Origin of the sequence: Corallococcus aberystwythensis, from assembly GCF_003612165.1 — a bacterium.
GTDB lineage: Bacteria > Myxococcota > Myxococcia > Myxococcales > Myxococcaceae > Corallococcus > Corallococcus aberystwythensis.
This window is the reverse complement of record NZ_RAWK01000072.1, coordinates 1-15,119: the sequence shown is the minus strand read 5'-3', so window position 1 is coordinate 15,119 and position 15,119 is coordinate 1. Positions and strand designations below refer to the sequence as shown.

14 protein-coding genes are annotated in these 15,119 nt (G+C 69.7%); 8 read left to right on the top strand and 6 right to left on the bottom strand.

Annotated elements, in window-relative coordinates; genetic code table 11:
* Position 1: 1 nt before the first annotated feature.
* On the bottom strand, positions 2 to 637 hold the full coding sequence (locus D7W81_RS14040; RefSeq protein WP_120555874.1) for a hypothetical protein: 636 nt from the start codon (positions 635 to 637) through the stop codon (positions 2 to 4).
* Between the two features lie 141 nt (positions 638 to 778).
* Between D7W81_RS14040 and D7W81_RS14035 the strand changes: the two genes are divergently transcribed.
* Complete coding sequence (locus D7W81_RS14035; protein WP_244227204.1) at positions 779 to 1,561, top strand: hypothetical protein; 783 nt, start codon at positions 779 to 781, stop codon at positions 1,559 to 1,561.
* Positions 1,562 to 1,581: 20 nt separating this feature from the next.
* Positions 1,582 to 2,073 carry a hypothetical protein gene (locus D7W81_RS14030; RefSeq protein WP_120555873.1) on the top strand — a complete coding sequence of 164 codons (492 nt, stop codon included), beginning with the start codon at positions 1,582 to 1,584 and terminating at the stop codon, positions 2,071 to 2,073.
* A 9-nt stretch (positions 2,074 to 2,082) separates the two neighbouring features.
* Here the strand turns inward: D7W81_RS14030 and D7W81_RS14025 are convergent, their stop codons facing one another.
* Positions 2,083 to 3,030, bottom strand: coding sequence for a lytic transglycosylase domain-containing protein (locus D7W81_RS14025; RefSeq protein ID WP_120555872.1), 948 nt, complete (start codon positions 3,028 to 3,030; stop codon positions 2,083 to 2,085).
* A gap of 247 nt (positions 3,031 to 3,277) precedes the next feature.
* On the opposite strand from D7W81_RS14025, the gene D7W81_RS14020 reads away from it, so the two are divergent.
* Positions 3,278 to 4,234 carry an alpha/beta fold hydrolase gene (locus tag D7W81_RS14020; protein ID WP_120555871.1) on the top strand — a complete coding sequence of 319 codons (957 nt, stop codon included), beginning with the start codon at positions 3,278 to 3,280 and terminating at the stop codon, positions 4,232 to 4,234.
* On the opposite strand, the gene D7W81_RS14015 is transcribed toward D7W81_RS14020, so the two are convergent.
* Together D7W81_RS14015 and D7W81_RS14010 are read right to left on the bottom strand one after the other, a co-directional pair.
* A complete protein-coding gene (locus D7W81_RS14015) occupies positions 4,220 to 6,202 on the bottom strand; it encodes a sensor histidine kinase (RefSeq protein WP_120555870.1) in 1,983 nt (660 codons plus the stop codon). The genes D7W81_RS14020 and D7W81_RS14015 overlap by 15 nt on opposite strands.
* Positions 6,203 to 6,299: 97 nt before the next feature.
* A complete protein-coding gene (locus D7W81_RS14010) occupies positions 6,300 to 6,905 on the bottom strand; it encodes a LysE family translocator (RefSeq protein WP_120555887.1) in 606 nt (201 codons plus the stop codon).
* 122 nt (positions 6,906 to 7,027) lie between these two features.
* On the opposite strand from D7W81_RS14010, the gene gcvA reads away from it, so the two are divergent.
* Together gcvA and D7W81_RS14000 are read left to right on the top strand one after the other, a co-directional pair.
* The gene (gene gcvA / locus D7W81_RS14005; RefSeq protein ID WP_120555869.1) at positions 7,028 to 7,897 is read left to right on the top strand and encodes a transcriptional regulator GcvA; all 870 of its coding nucleotides are present in this window, start codon (positions 7,028 to 7,030) and stop codon (positions 7,895 to 7,897) included.
* An 83-nt stretch (positions 7,898 to 7,980) separates the two neighbouring features.
* Complete coding sequence (locus D7W81_RS14000; RefSeq protein ID WP_120555868.1) at positions 7,981 to 8,889, top strand: carboxylesterase family protein; 909 nt, start codon at positions 7,981 to 7,983, stop codon at positions 8,887 to 8,889.
* 246 nt (positions 8,890 to 9,135) lie between these two features.
* Here D7W81_RS14000 and D7W81_RS13990 read toward each other — a convergent pair whose 3' ends face one another.
* Both D7W81_RS13990 and D7W81_RS13985 read right to left on the bottom strand, forming a co-directional pair.
* A complete protein-coding gene (locus D7W81_RS13990; protein ID WP_120555867.1) occupies positions 9,136 to 10,215 on the bottom strand; it encodes an SMI1/KNR4 family protein in 1,080 nt (359 codons plus the stop codon).
* A 10-nt stretch (positions 10,216 to 10,225) separates the two neighbouring features.
* Positions 10,226 to 10,615 carry a VOC family protein gene (locus D7W81_RS13985; RefSeq protein WP_120555866.1) on the bottom strand — a complete coding sequence of 130 codons (390 nt, stop codon included), beginning with the start codon at positions 10,613 to 10,615 and terminating at the stop codon, positions 10,226 to 10,228.
* Positions 10,616 to 10,865: 250 nt separating this feature from the next.
* On the opposite strand from D7W81_RS13985, the gene D7W81_RS13975 reads away from it, so the two are divergent.
* The 3 genes from D7W81_RS13975 to D7W81_RS13965 all read left to right on the top strand — a co-directional run bounded on the left by D7W81_RS13975 (position 10,866) and on the right by D7W81_RS13965 (position 14,964).
* Positions 10,866 to 12,170: a phytoene desaturase family protein gene (locus tag D7W81_RS13975; RefSeq protein WP_120555865.1), complete on the top strand. Its 1,305-nt coding sequence runs from the start codon at positions 10,866 to 10,868 to the stop codon at positions 12,168 to 12,170.
* A gap of 324 nt (positions 12,171 to 12,494) precedes the next feature.
* Positions 12,495 to 13,454: a sigma-70 family RNA polymerase sigma factor gene (locus tag D7W81_RS13970; protein WP_120555864.1), complete on the top strand. Its 960-nt coding sequence runs from the start codon at positions 12,495 to 12,497 to the stop codon at positions 13,452 to 13,454.
* Positions 13,455 to 13,572: 118 nt separating this feature from the next.
* The gene (locus D7W81_RS13965) at positions 13,573 to 14,964 is read left to right on the top strand and encodes a hypothetical protein (protein ID WP_120555863.1); all 1,392 of its coding nucleotides are present in this window, start codon (positions 13,573 to 13,575) and stop codon (positions 14,962 to 14,964) included.
* Positions 14,965 to 15,119: the final 155 nt, after the last annotated feature.

Sequence of the window (15,119 nt, the reverse complement as noted above, 5' to 3'; positions counted from 1 at the left end):
CTCAGGGGGAGCTGCGGGACGCCTCGAGCACCTTCGCGATGAGGTCCGCGTCCGTCACGCGATCGTACTTGAACGGCTGTCCGAACACCGCCTCGTAGCGGTAGACCGTGAAGGGGCCCTCGTCGTCGCTGGCGTGCTCCGGCACGAGCAGCGCGAAGCTCCCGTTGCCCACGCCCACCACGTCGATGCAGCGCAGCCGCTCCAGCGTGTGGGCCGGGTCGCGCAGGTTGTAGACCTCGTCGATGCCGAAGCCGGCGACACCTTCGACTTCGGGCTCCTTCGGCAGGTACTTGCGCAGCAGGCCCAGCACCTGCTCCAGGTACTGGCGGGCCGCCGCGGGGGTGGCGGGCAGTTCCTTCCGATTCGCGTCCTCGCGCACCAGCGACACCAGCGTCGAGGCCGGCAGGTGCGTGTCGGCGAGGACGGTCTCCAGCCCCGCGATGCCCGTCCACAGCGAGATGCTGTTGAAGCCCAGCACGTGCCGGATCTGGTCGTCCACCTCCTCCAGCGTCGAGTTGACCGCGCAGTAGGCCTTCAGGAACGTGCGCGCCTTCTCCAGCGGAGGCGCGTTCTTGAGGGCGTCCATGCGCGCCTTGAGCGCCTTGAAGGCGGGGCTGTCCTTGATGTCATCGGTCATCGGGAGTGCGCCTCGGGGACCCGGGAACGCGTCCCATACCACCACTGTGATTGGATAAGGGAGATTCCGCGCAAAGCCAGACAGTGCTGTCTCAGCGAGCGAGGGTGTTTTTCCCAGCCCGCGAGAACGTACACCCGAGGGGTGAAACACATCGCGGAGACAGGAGTGATTGTTTATAGACGCCCGGGTCGTCTGGAGGCGTCACTGAAGCACTCGCACCACAAGCTCTTTCCCACGCACTCATTGTCTTGGTTCCTGGCGGGCCTGGCCCTGCTCTACATCGAGGCCGCGGCGCTGCTGGATCCCCTGGGCGTGCCCCTGCTTCCGCACCAGATGGTCCAGGACGTGCTCCGGAGCCCGTTCGGGTTCTCCCTGCTGCTGCTGGGCATTCCCTGCTGCATCTACGTCCTCGGGTGGCGGGCCAGCGACCTCTTCGCCTGGCTGCGGGCGCCGCGCACGCTGACGGTGGACGACTCGGGTTTGAGCGCTGACGGCACGCGGATCCGCTGGCGGGACGTGCGGGAGATCGTCGAACAGCACGCGCACGACCGCGTCCTGCTGCGCCACGCGGGAGGAACGCTGCGGCTGCGGCTGGACCTGTGGAGCGACGCGGAGGCGCTGCACGCGGTGGTGCTGGAGCAGGTGGTGTCGCGCCTGCTGGAACGCGTGAATCTCCAGGTCTCCGCCGGGCAGCCGGTGCGCTTCGGGCCGCTGACGCTGGGCGACGCGGGGCTCACCCACCGGGGACGGCTCTGGCGCTGGGACGACATCGAAAGCATCCGCCTCCAGGACGAGGTGGACCAGGGCTTCGCGTCCCGCGAGCTGATCATCGTCGCGCAGGGCAGGACCCGGAAGTTCGACGAAGCGAAGGTCATCAACGCGCCAGTGCTGCTGGCCTACCTGTCAGACCGGCTGGCCGGCTGACGCACCCACGAGCATCCGACATGGAAATCTACCGCTCCCCCCAGTCCAAGAAGCAGGCGGAACAGCCGCGCGCCATCTACTACTCGCGGGCCCGCCTCATCGCCGGCGTGGTCATCTGGACGCTGGCGACGGTCTTCTTCGGCGTGCTCACCTGGAAGTCGCTCTCCAAGAGCAACGTGTGGATCTTCGTGGCGTTGATCACGCTGGCCTCGGCCTGGATGTTCTTCAACTGCGTCCGGGGGCTGGGGAAGCTGGACACGCCCGTGCTGCTCATCGGCCGGGACGGCATCCGCTTCCCGGACGGCGTGCTCATCGCCTGGGAGGACATGCAGGAGAACCTCTACCTCGACCAGTCCTACATGGGGCTTCCGGTCATGAAGATGGTGCAGATCAAGACCACGCTCGCGAAGCCCCGCGTCAAGAAGATGCGGGTCTCCGCGCTCGCCATGGACAGCGACGAGTACCTGGCGCTCTGCGACAGCTACAGCCAGGGCGTCCGCGGGGCCGCCTGAGCGTCCAGGCTACGCGGGCAGCGTGCCCTGGCCGGTGGCCAGCGTGTTCATGAAGGACTTCACCTTCTGCACGTAGGTGGCGTCGCCGGTGCCGGCGGGGATGGCGTCCGGGTTGCTCTTGTCCACGCCGTTGGGGCCGGAGTTGTAGGCGCGCAGGGCCAGCTCATCGCTGCCGAACTGCTCCTTCATGTCCTTCATGTAGAAGGCGCCCGCCAGGATGTTGGTCTCCGGGTCGGAGAGGTTCTTGCCCTGGAGCTCCGGGTGCTTCGCCTGCAGCTCCCCGTAGGTGTTGGGGTTGACCTGCATCAGGCCGGTGTCCGTCAGGCCGTTGCCGCCGTTGGTGGAGACGGCCTCCAGGTTGCCGCGCGACTCCTGCCAGATTTGAGCGGCCAGCATCTCCGCCGGCATGCCCGTCTTGGCGGAGGCGGACTCGATGGCGCCCCGGAACTTCTCCAGCCCCGCGGGCAGGTTGCCGCCCAGCTTCGAGCCACCCTGGGACGCGGTCGCCTGCTGCGAGGCCCCCGGGCCCACGACGCCGGTGTTGCCGTTGAGCGCCACGGGAGGACGGCCCGCGTCCTTCGGCGTGAAGCTGCTGTCGGAGAAGGGCGGCGACCCCGAGCCGCACTTCCCACCCGCGGCGCCCTGTGCACCCTGGGCTCCCTGGAGCGCCTGCGCGCCGCCCGGCACGGCCTGCGCCACCAGCTGCACGATGGACGTCAGCGCCGACAGCGTGTCCTGCAGCAGCCTGCCCAGCTCCGCGCCCTTGCCCGGGCCGGCGTCGAAGCCGTCCTGCCGGAGCACCTCAGGCCCCGGGGTGCGCCGCTTCAGGCCCATGGGCCCGGAGCCGCCGGGCCCTTCCGCGCCGCCCTGGAGGTTGCCGGGACGGGCGCTGCCAGCGTCATGCACTGACATGCGGGACATGGGCGTGGTGGCGCTGCGAAGGGGCGAGAGGGCCATGGTGGGGGTTCCTCGAAAGGGATGGGGTTCTTTGCGTTGAAGCGACACGGGACCCCATAGCAGCGGGTGTGCCAGCCCCCGCGGGCCGCACGGACGCGGACAACCCACGGATTTCACAGGCAGCGAGGAGCGCTTCCGGGAGCGCGTCTGGTGACTCCTGTCACCGGCCCGATGCCCACCGTCATCATCCAGACCCGAGTGCGCTCGGAGGATGGCAGGACGGGCTCGCGTCGTGCAGAACGGGCCCATGGCCGACATCACCCACCGCACCGTCCGGACGAATGGCATCCACCTGCACCTCACCGAGGCCGGCCAGGGGCCGCTGGTGCTGCTCCTCCATGGCTGGCCGGAGTCCGGCTACTCCTGGCGCCACCAACTCGTCGCGCTCGCGGAGGCCGGCTACCACGCCGTCGCGCCCGACGTGCGCGGCTACGGCGGGAGCGACAGGCCGGAGCCCATCGAGGCGTACAGCATGAAGCAGCTGCTGGCGGACTTCGTGGGCCTGCTCGATGCGCTGGGAGAGAAGACCGCCGTGGTGGTCGGCCACGACTGGGGCTCGGCGATGGCGTGGAACTGCGCCGCGCTGCACCCGGACCGCTTCCGCGCCGTCGTCGGCATGAGCGTGCCGCACCTGGGCCGCGCGCCCATGCCGCCCACGCAGCTCTTCAAGCGCGTGTTCGGCGACAAGTGGTTCTACATCCTCTACTTCCAGGAGCCGGGCGTCGCCGAGGCGGAGCTCGAAGCGGACATCCCGAGGACGCTCCGCATCACCCTGGGCGGGACTCCCGGTTTCGACACGAAGGCCCCGGCCGTGCAGGCGCGCCGCGAGGGCGACGGGTTCCTCACGGGGCTCCAGGTGCCGGACTCGCTGCCCGCGTGGCTCACGGAGGCGGACGTCGCGCACTTCGCGAAGGAGCTTTCGCACAGCGGCTTCCGGGGCGGGCTCAATCGCTACCGCAACATGGACCGCGACTGGGAGGAATTGCCGCGGCTCGCGACGGCCGTCATCCAGCAGCCCGCCCTGTTCATCACCGGGGAGAAGGACCCGGGCCGCGCCTTCGCTCCCACGGACGCCATGAAGGCGCTGGTGCCGAACCTCCAGGAGGTGCTCGTCCTGCCGGGCGCGGGCCACTGGATCCAACAGGAGCGCCCCGCGGAGGTGAACGCCGCCCTGCTCGCCTTCCTGAAGTCACTGCCCGCGTGAGCCCGTCGGCGCGGGCCTGCCCCGGGGAAGGCGCACGTTGAACGTGGTGCCGTCCTTGAGGGTGGAGGTGACGTCGACGGTGCCGCCGTGCGCCTCCACCAGCTGCTTCACGATGTAGAGCCCCAGGCCCACGCTGCGGCCGGAGGAGTCCACCTCCGACGTCGCGCGCTGGAGGGGCTCGAAGATGCCGGGCAGCTTCTCTGGAGGGATGGGGGTGCCCTGGTTGTGGACGGACAGGCCCACCCAATCCCTCTCACCCCGGGTCGTCACCTGCACCGGGCTGGACTCGGGGCTGTACTTGAGGGCGTTCGTCACCAGGTTCTGCACCACCTGGGCCAGCCGTTCCGGGTCCCATTCCCCCGTCGCGTCGCCCTGCTCCTGCACCCGCAGGGTGCGGCCGGGGTTGGCGGCATCCACCTGATCCAGGACCTGCCGCGCCACCTGGTGCAGGTTCGCGGCGCGGGGCGCGATGGGGATGCCTCCGCCCAGGCGGGCCTGGGTGAAGTCGAGCAGGTCTCCCACGAGCCGGCTCGCGCGGTGGACGGCGGACTGGATGCGCAGGACGGACTGGGCGGTGCGCGCGTCCAGTTCGTCGCGCCGGGCCATGGCGCCCACCGTCAGGTGGATGGCGTTGAGCGGGGTGCGCAGGTCGTGGCTGACAATGCCGATGAGCTGCTGCTCGAAGTCCACGCGGTCCTGGAGTTGCTGGGTCAGGACGGCCGCGCGCTGGTGCGCCCTCACCGCGTCCGTGGCATCCCAGGCCACCGCCATGAAGCCCTCGACGGTGCCATCCTGGTCCCGCATGGGCACGTGCGTGAAGTTGAAGTAGTGCTCCACCCGCTCGCCCGTGGACCGGCGGGTGAACTGGAAGCGCTCCTCCGTGAAGACCCGGGACTCCCCCTTCTGGAAGACGGGGTCACAGGTCGTCGCGATGATGGAGGGCCCCAGCTCCTCTGGCAGGAGTTCGATGAAGGGTCTGCCAAGCACCTCCTCGCTCCTCCGCTCCCAGAACTGGCACTGGACGGGGTTGGCGTACTGCACGACGTGGTGGGCGCCCCGGAAGATGGCGATGCCCACGGGGGCCAGCTCGAAGATGGCGTAGAGCTTCTGGCGCTCGGCCTTCGCTTCGGCGTGCGCTGCCCGCTCCCGGGCGAGCAGGGCCGCCCGTTCCTCCTCCTCCTGCTTGCGCCGGCTCATGTCGAAGAAGGAGCTGACGGCGCCCGCGATGCGGCCGTCGGCCGTGCGGAGGGGGCGGGCATTGACCGACAGCCAGATGCGGCCTCCTCCTTCCTGCTGGATGCCCACCACGTCCCCGGTGACGCTCTCTCCCGTGCGCAGCGCTCGCATGTGCGGATGCTCTTCGCCGGGGTAGGGGCTTCCGTCCTCCCGGATGGCACCCCAGCGCGGGTCGAAGGGGGTGCGGCCCATCAGGTGGTTCGCCGACAGGCCCAGCTTCTCCTCCGCCGCGGCGTTGGCGAAGCGGATGGTCCCGTGCACGTCGTGCAGGGTGACGCCTTCGTCCAGCGAGGCGAGGATGGCGCTCAGCCGCGCCTCGCTCTGGCGCAGCGCCTCCTCCGCCTGCTTGCGCGCGGTGACGTCCTGCGTGACCTTCACGAACCCGCAGGGATGGTCCGCGTCGTTACGCAGAAGCCACAGGTCCACCTCGGCGATGAAGAGGCTTCCGTCCTTGCGCAGCCGGGGTTCCTCGCCCTGGAAGTGTCCCGTCTGGAAGGCCTCCCGCAGCTCTGCTTCCGGGCGCCCCTGCCGACGGTAGTCCTCGGGGAAGAGCATGCGGAAGTGCTGCCCCAGGACCTCGTCGGCACGCCAGCCCTTGATGTGCTCGGCGCCCGAATTCCAGCTGATGATGTGCCCTTGCAGGTCAATGCCGAAGATGGCGCGGTCCTTCGTGCTCTGGACCAGGAAGCGGAAGAGCACATCCGTGTTCTGCCCTGCGTCGGTGCACTGCATGCGTGCCACGGTCCCTCCAGGTCGTGAAACACGCGAACCGTTCGCCGCCGTTCCGCGATGACAGGGAGCGGACGCGCCGGGCCCCGGCTGGCTGGTGTCAGGCGAAGGCCACGTACCCCGCGACGGCGACCATGCAGGCGCCAAAGGTCCAGCCCTGGATGCGCATGGCGCGCTCGGAGCGGAAGCGCCCCAGGATGAGCTTGCCTCCGTAGATCCACGGGAAGTGGCACGCCACGCAGACGATGAGGAAGCCCGCGGTGAGCAGCGCCGCCTGGGAGAACATCCCCCGCGCGGGGTCCAGGAACTGGGAGAACATCACCAGGATCATCGAGTGGATCTTCGGGTTGAGCGCGACCGCGAGCAGCCCTTCCACGAACCCCAGGCGCGAGGGCGCGTCGTCCGCCTCCCCGGAGGTGGCCGAGCCGCGGAAGAAGCCCCACGCGAGGTAGAGCAGGTACGCGACGCTGCCCCAGCGCAGGACCTGGTGCAGCGCGGGCAGCCCTTGCAGCACTCCGCCCAGCCCGATGCCGTAGAGGAGGCACAGCGCGACGTTGGCCGCCTCGAAGCCCATCCAGAAGGGCAGCGTGCCCCGCACGCCGAAGCGGCCTCCGGCGGTGGCGAGCACCGTGTTGCCCGGTCCGGGGCTCACCACCATGGGCACCGTGTAGCCCAGGAACAACACCCACACCTCGGCGGAAATCATGACGGGCACCTCGCGCGGGGGGCGCGTCCATCGCGCCTTCTCGCCGTCCAGGACAGACTCCATTTCGGGGCGCCGCCCCAGCGAGCTATCCTCGCGGCCTCGATAAAGGGGGCTCATCGAGCATGCGCCGCATTCCACCGCTGGGTGCCCTCCGTGCCTTCGAGGCGGGAGCGCGGCACCTGAGCTTCACCCGCGCCGCCACGGAGCTGCGCGTGACCCAGGCGGCCATCAGCCATCAGGTGCGGCAGCTGGAGGACTGGCTCGGTGTTTCGTTGTTCGACCGCCGCGGCCATGCGCTGACGCTGACGGCGAGGGGCGCCGCGTACCTGCGCGAGCTGACGCCCGTGTTCGAGCGCATGTCCGAAGCGACCACGCGGCTGTACGCACACGAGCAGGGCCCGCTGCGCATCACGGTATTGCCGTCACTCGCAGCGTGCTGGCTGCTGCCGCGCCTGGAGCGCTTCCGGAAGCAGCATCCGGACATCGAGCTGCACGTGAACAGCTCCGAAGCGCTCTGGGACTTCCTCGACGACCGCTTCGACGTGGGCATCCGCTCCGGGCTGGGCCGGTGGACGGGGCTCAAGGCGGAGCCGCTGGCGGCGGAGGGGCTGTCGCCGGTGTGCACCCCGGCGCTGGCGAAGCGGCTCCGTGCGCCCGGAGATTTGGAGAAGGTCCGGTTGATCCACGACACGCCGAAGGATGGCTGGCGGCGCTGGTTGGATGCCGCCGGAGTGGCGGGCGTGGACACCGAGCGCGGGCCCGTGTTCAACGACGCCGGGCTGGCGCTCCAGGCCGCCCGGCTCGGGGATGGCGTGGCGCTGGGGCGGCTGATGCTCGCGGCGGATGACCTGAAGGCGGGCCGGCTGGTCCAGCCCTTCAAGGCGGTCCTTCCCAACGACTTCAGCTACTGGCTCGTGCACCCGCGTCCCCTGACGGGCCGGCGGGACGTGGCGGCATTCAAGGCCTGGGTGCTGGAAGAGGCCCGGCGCTGACCCGGTCCGTTGAATCTCTGCTTTCCTATTTTTAACCGGAATCGCAGACTGCGGGTGCATCAGACCCGGACCGGGAGAACACCATGCGGATGCAATGGATTGCGCTGGCCATCGCGATGGGGGCCGTCGCCTGTGGGGGCGGCTTCGAGCCGGGAGAGGCCGAGGCATGGGGAACGCACGAGGCGGGGCTCACCATCACCACCGAGGACCAGGTCGTGGCCCGGCTGCCCGCGAGCACGGGGGCGGGCTACGGCTATGGGGAGTACCTGCCTCCAGGCTACCTGACGTCCACCACGTCCTATCCGGTCATCGTCCACCTGAACGGGAACGGTGAGTTCGGCACGTCGACGACGGAGGCGGACCTGCTCAACGTGGTGACGCGTAACGGGGCGTTGAAGAACATCCGCTACACGAGCCAGGGAAAGACGTACTTCGGGCAGCGTCAGGTGATGGTCTTCACGCCGCGCGCGGCGACGTCCTGGCAGCCAGCGGAAGTGGACGCGTTCATCAGCTTCCTCGTGGCGAACTACCGCGTGGACACGACGCGCATCTACCTGACGGGCCTCAGCTTCGGGGGCTACGGGAGTTGGAAGTACGCATACACGTATGGGAGCCGGCTGGCCGCGCTGGCGCCCATGGCCAGCAACATCGGCGCGCCGGGCCCTGTCATCACCCAGCTGCTGAACGTGCCCGTGTGGGCGGTGCATTCGTATGGGGACAGCATCACCTACACCGCCGACCGCTCCTGGCTGACGGGCGTGACGAAGAACTATGGGTTGACCCAGCCGCTCGCGGTGCCGGCGCCATCCCAGACGGTGACGTACCTGTTCCCGGGCGCGGGCAGCCCCACATGGACGTCGCAGCCCGGCGTGGTGGCATCCGGGAGCGCCATCGCGCGCTTCACCGTGCTGCCTGGCAACGCGCACGACTGCTGGACCCAGCAGTATGACAACTATGCGTTCTGGGACTGGATGCTGGCCCAGCATCGCTAAGGGCTGTTCCTGAACCACCCTGTCCAACATGTGGTCGAGGCGCTGCACGATGCCATCCCGGAGGGCATCACGCTGGAGTCGCTGGCCCGGCAGGTGGGCTGGAACCGGTTCCACTTGTGCCGGGCCTTCCGCGAGGCGCTGGGCATGCCTCTCCACGCGTACCTCACCCACCTGCGCGTCTCGCGGGCCCGGAGGCTGTTTCGTGCGCTCCGTGCAGTGGTGCCGCCGCGGTATGCCGCCCCGGTGTCAGTACTCCTTCAGCAGTGCACCGGCCGTCGTGAGGCCGAGCCTCTTGAACAGCGCGGAGAGCTTCGCCTTCGGGATCAGCTTCTTGGCGGACGCCTCGATGCGAAGGAGTGAGAAGGCGAGCTGATCCAGCGACGTGAAGGCAGGCGTGACGGAGCCTTCCTCGTGCGCGTAGCGGACGACCTCTCCCGTGGTGACGTCGAGAAGAAACATCTCGCCGGAGCCGTCGCTCGCGATGCCGACGTACTTGTCGTCATTGGCTCCGGCCAGGTCCTCCTTCTTGCAGTCGAAGCCATAGCTGGCGAAGTCGAAGGCAAGGGTCATCACCGGCACGCCGCTGCTGCTCACCACCTCGTCGAGCACCCGGCCCGAGGGAACGAGGCGAACCTTCTCGCTGCCAGGCTTCGACACGCGGGGTGCCTTCGGGAAGAAGCGCGCTGCGTCCGCCGCGAAGTCGCCGCGCTCGATGTAGCCGGTGAGGGTGCTCGCCTCGGCGTTCTCGCCCCACTCGGTGAGCCGGGGCTCGCCGACGTCGAGCTGCGTGCCGTCCTTGTCGAAGAAGGTCGTGCTCTTCAACTTGCCCTTGGCGAAGACGGCCGTCAGGCGGTGGGGCCACGGCTTGGGAACCTTGAAGCCCTTGGACAGCAGCTTGATACCGGCGTACTCGAACAGTGCCCCATTGGCCGGTCCGATGACCCACTCGACGGCGCCGTCGATGGCGCCGTCACGGAGCCCGACCTTGAGCGTGTCCGGGAAGTCGAAGCCGGCGAGGAAGCGCGCCTCGACCAGCGCACCGTTCGCGAACGTGGCGATCAACGTTTCGGTAGGTCCCTTCGGCAGGCCGAGCGCATCCCGCAGGGCCACGCGCGGCGCGTACTCGGACATCTCGTGGAAGCCGAGCGACCACTTGATTTCGCCGTCGAGCTTGCCGTCCTTGCGGGTGGCATCGAGCAGCAGGAGGCCCGACGGATGAATCCACAGGCGCTCGCGCGCGTCGTCCGGGCCGCCGTCTCGCCAGAGCCTGGCGTCGGCATCAAAGGTGGCTTCGGGGGACACTCCGGCAGGGCGCGGGCTGGTCATCGCGGGACTGCTAGCAGGAACCATCCCGGAAGACCGCTTCAATGTTGTTGCCGTCCGGGTCCAGCACGAAGGCGGCGTAGTAGCCCTTGGGATAGCCCGTGTCGGCAGGACGAAGCCCCGGAGCACCGTTGTCGGTTCCGCCCGCCGCCACCGCCGCCGCGTGGAAGGCGTCGACCTGGGCGCGGCTCGTGGCCGCGAAGGCCGTGTGTTGCTTCACGCCGTGGGGATGGAAGCGGTCGATCCAGAAGATGGGGTACTCCCGGCCGTAGCCGATGCCATCCGCCCCGGTGTCCTGGGGCAGCTGCATGGCGCGACGGAGGCCGAGCGCCCCCAACGCCGCGTCATAGAAGCGGGCGGAACGGGCGACGTCCGCGACGCCAATGCCTGTGTGGTCGAGCATGGCCCTCAGTGTACAGGCGCGAAGCCGCGCTCCCGCATCAGCGCGTCGAGGCTCGCGTCCTTGCAATCGTTCACCAGCCGCCCGGAGGCGGGCCGCATCGAGACGTCGCTGGTGTTCTCCTTCGCGCGCTCGGGGCTGCCGGCCGACCGCGGCGCCTGACGGAAAATCGGCGCTGTAACCTTCTGGCCCGCTCCGGCGTGGTGGCCGTTGGATGCCCGGAATGCGCCGGGCGCCGGGACGGAGGACGGACATGCAGGCGAAGAAGGTGGCCGTGGTGGGCGGGGGACTGGGCGGGCTCACGGCGGCGGCGCTGCTGGCGCGAGGCGGCTGCGAGGTGACGCTGTACGAGCGCTCGAAGCACCTGGGCGGGCGCGCGCGGACGACGGAGGTGGACGGCTTCCGCTTCAACCTGGGGCCGCATGCCCTGTACCGGGGGGGCGCGGCGATGCGCGTGCTGGAGCGCCTGGGCGTGAAGCCTCCAGGAAACATTCCCAGCCCGGCGGGCGCCCATGCCCTGCGCGAGGGCCGGCTGCACACGCTGCCCCGTGGGGCCGTGACGCTGATGACGACGGACGTGCTGTCGCTCGCCGGGAAGCTGGAGGTGGCGAAGCTGCTGGCGGGGCTGGCGCGCATCGACACGGGGCCCCTGGGGCGGATGTCGATGCGGGAGTGGCTGGAGACGCGCCTGACTCGAAAGGACAGCCAGGCGCTCCTCGGAGCGCTGGTGCGCGTGTCCTCGTACTGCGCGGACTTCGAGGCGCTCAGCGCGGAGGCAGGGCTGAAGCAGCTCCAGTGCGCGACCGCCGCGAACGTGCTGTACGTGGACGGGGGCTGGAGCACGTTGGTGGACGCAGTGGAGCGGCTGGGTCGCGAGGCAGGAGTCCGGCTGGAGCTGTCCTCGCGGGTGGAGGCCGTCGTCCTCCAGGCGGGAGGCGCGCGGGTTGAAGGCGTGCGGCTCGCGGACGGCACGGTGCACGACGCGGACGCGGTGGTGCTCGCGGGGAGCCCCGCGGACGTGGCGGCGCTGGTGCCCGGAGACGCAGTGCTCGCCATGGAGGCGCGGGAGGCGGTGCCCATCCAGGCGGCGACGCTGGAGCTGGGACTGTCCGCCCTGCCGAGGCCGGACGCGCTGTTCGCGCTGGGGTTGGACCGGCCCCACTACGTGTCGGTGCACTCGGCCTCCGCGAAGCTGGCCCCGGAAGGCGGCGCGATGGTGCACGTGGCGAAGTACCTGGGCGGCGCGGACACGGAGGCGAGCGAGGCGGAGCTGGAGGCGGTGCTGGACGCGCTCCAGCCGGGTTGGCGCGCGAAGGTGGTGGCGCGGCGCTTCCGGCCCTCGCTCACCGTCAGCGCCGGGCTGCCAAGGGCCGTGAACGGCGGGCTGGCAGGGCGTCCCGCCGTGGAGGTGCCGCACGTGGGCGGCCTGTACCGGGTGGGTGACTGGGTGGGCGCGGAGGGCATGCTCGCGGACGCCTCCCTGGCGAGCGCCGAGGCCGTGGAGCAGGCCCTGGTGCAACGCATCGCGACACCCCAGCGCCGCGCGGCGGGAGCTTGAGCTGGCTGGGGCGCGGGAGGGAAGGGCGTCCTCCCCGGCCCGAGGTGGTCCCAACTGGTCCGACAGTCGGACCAGTTCGTGTGCTTCGCCGCCGGCAGGCGGTCGTGGCGGGTCCGTTGGGGAACATAAGAGTGAACTCGTCGGTGCGAGGGCTGCCGGCCGAGGTGGTCCCAACTGGTCCGACAGTCGGACCAGTTCGTGTGCTTCGCCTCCGACAGGCGGTCCCAGCAGGGGGCTCTCTTCTTTTGTAAGGGGACAGGATTTCATGTCCGGGGGCTTGGGCATGGCGGCGCACCGCCGCCACGAGGTGGAGGCTTGAGCGGAATGGATTCACAGGCGCGAGGAGCACTGGTTCAGGCCGCACGCGAGCATGAGCGCTTCCTCTGGGGGCTCTGCTACCGGATGACCGGCGTGTCGGCGGACGCGGACGACCTGGTGCAGGAGGTCTATGCGCGCGCGCTCGCGTCCCCACCGGAGCGCCTGGACACACTGCGGCCCTGGCTGACGCGCGTCGCGGTGAACCTGGCGCGGGACCACCTGCGGCGGCGGAGGCGCGAGGGCTACGTCGGTCCATGGCTGCCTTCGCCCGTGGAGACCGGCGACGAGGAGGTCCCTCCATCCGCGGAGGCGAGGCTTCCGGGCGGCGGCTCGACGGAGGGACGCTACGAGCTGCTGGAGAGCGTCTCCTTCGCCTTCCTCCTGGCCCTGGAGGCCCTGTCACCCAAGCAGCGGGCGGTCCTGCTGCTGCGCGATGTCTTTGATTACTCGGTGCTGGAAGTGGCCGGGGCGCTGCGCATGAGCGAAGCGAACGTGAAGGTGGTGCACCACCGCGCGCGGGCGGCAATGGCCGCGTATGACCGGGAGCGCTGCGTGCCCACGCGTGACGTGCAGGCGCGCACGCGGGCCGCGCTGGAGGCCTTCCTGGGAGCGTTGATGTCGGGAGACGTGGCCGCCGCGGAGGCCCTGCTCACCTCGGATGTGCGCGCTCTCTCGGACGGAGGCGGGAAGTTCCGTGCGGCGCAGGTGCCCATCGTGGGCCCACAACGCACCGCTCTCTTCTTCAGCCGGCTGATGGAGATGCGTGGCATGCCGAAGGCATGGGAGGCGCGGATGCTCAACGGCCTGCCCGCGGTGGTGGTGGTGTACCCTCCCTCGAAGGACCCGATGCTGGCCCCGAGCACCGTGCTTCGCGTGGACGTGGATGCGAACGGGCGGATCCACGCGCTGCACGCGGTGCTGGTGGACCGGAAGCTCGCGGGCGTGCGGATGCCTGCACTGGAATGACCATGACTCCGGGGAGATGTTGATTTCCATAAACCTTCCCCGAGGCCCATCCGTTTGACGGAGCTCCCAGGGCGCGGCGCGCAGGACTCGCCACGCCCATCAAAGAGGAGTTCGTGTGATGGCGCGGAAGAAGTGGGTCTCCAGGATCCTGATGTTGGGCAGTCTGACGCTGCTCGCCGGTTGCGGCCGTGAGCCCAGGCCCCCGGAGGTCATCCAGTCGCCCGGGCCCGCCAACGTGGCGTTGCTGATTGAGCGGGAGGACGGCGCCGGGCCCTACGTCGAAAGCACGGCGGAGCGCTTCCGGGTTGTCGCCTCGGGTGAAGCCATCAAGTCCGTCCGCTGGAGCGCCAACGCGGGCGTCGTCGAGCCCTCCGATGAGCACGTCACCTGGACGTTGCCTTCAGCGGGAACGGCGTCCCTGTCCGTCACCGTCGAGACGGAATCCGGCAAGACGGCGGAGGGCGCGTTCCAGTTCAACGTGGTGGCCGCGCCGCTCGCCTCCAGCTCCGCCATCGACACGGGGCCGGATGTCACGGGCAGCAGCTGCGACATCGCGTTCGACAGCACGGGCAAGGGCCACGTCATCTACACGAACGACACCCACAACAGCCTGTGGTACGCGAGCTGGGACGGCACGGCCTGGACGACGGAGCTGATTGACGGTCCCGGCTTCAACAACGGGGGCGTCTTCGTCGTGAAGAGCCAGCTGGCCATTGATCCGGTCACTGGCACGCCGCACGTCGCCTACTCCAAGGGAACCGGCAACATCACCAACTCGCCGATGCGGGCGGGCTATGCCACGCGCGTCAACGGCGCCTGGGTTCGCGAGGAGGTCGACGCCTCGGTCGTGACCCGCATCAGCATCGCGCTCAACCCGGCGCAGGCGCAGCGGCCGTCCATCGTCTTCAGCAGCGGCAACGCGGGGAGCGTCGAGATCGCGACCCGGACGGCGTCGAACACGTGGTCCTCCGTGCCGTTCTCCGTCACCGCTCAGGCACTCACGAGCGACGCCCTCTTCGACGCGACCGGAGCGCTGCACTTCATCACGCACCAGCCTTCGAATGGCTACGTCAGTCAGTCCCTGCAGGTCCTTCGGGGCTCGGCCGTGGAGTCCTTCCCGCTGAAGACCAGCGCCACCGGGCCCTGGCTCGCGGCGGCCTGGGCACCGGGCTCGCACTTCCTGGCGCTCTCCAACGCCATCTCCGATGGCGAATGGAACGCCATCGAGGACATCACGGTCGGGACGCCCGCGGCGTCCAGCACCCGGAGGGTCTCGACGGTGGATTACAAGTATGCCGCGTCCGACCTGGCCTACGGCGGAGGCAAGCCGGTCGTCGCCCTGCGCAATGGAACGGCGCTGGCGCTCGGTACGACGGATGCGCAGGGCTTCTGGACGTACACGCAGCTGGGGACGGTGCAGGACGCCAGCCGCCCGAGCGTGGCCATCCGCCCCACGGATGGCGTGCCGCACGTCTGCTACCAGCGGGACGGCAAGGTGACCTTCCAGTAGCCCCCAGGGGAGGGGCAGGCGCGAGGCCGCGCCGTCCACACCCGGATTGCCCCAGGGGATGAAGCCCCTGTCCAAGCGCTTCGCCCGTCACCAGTTCCTCGGTGCACGGCGGGGCGAGCGGACGGGGGGACGGGCATGTCGCTGTCTCTTATACA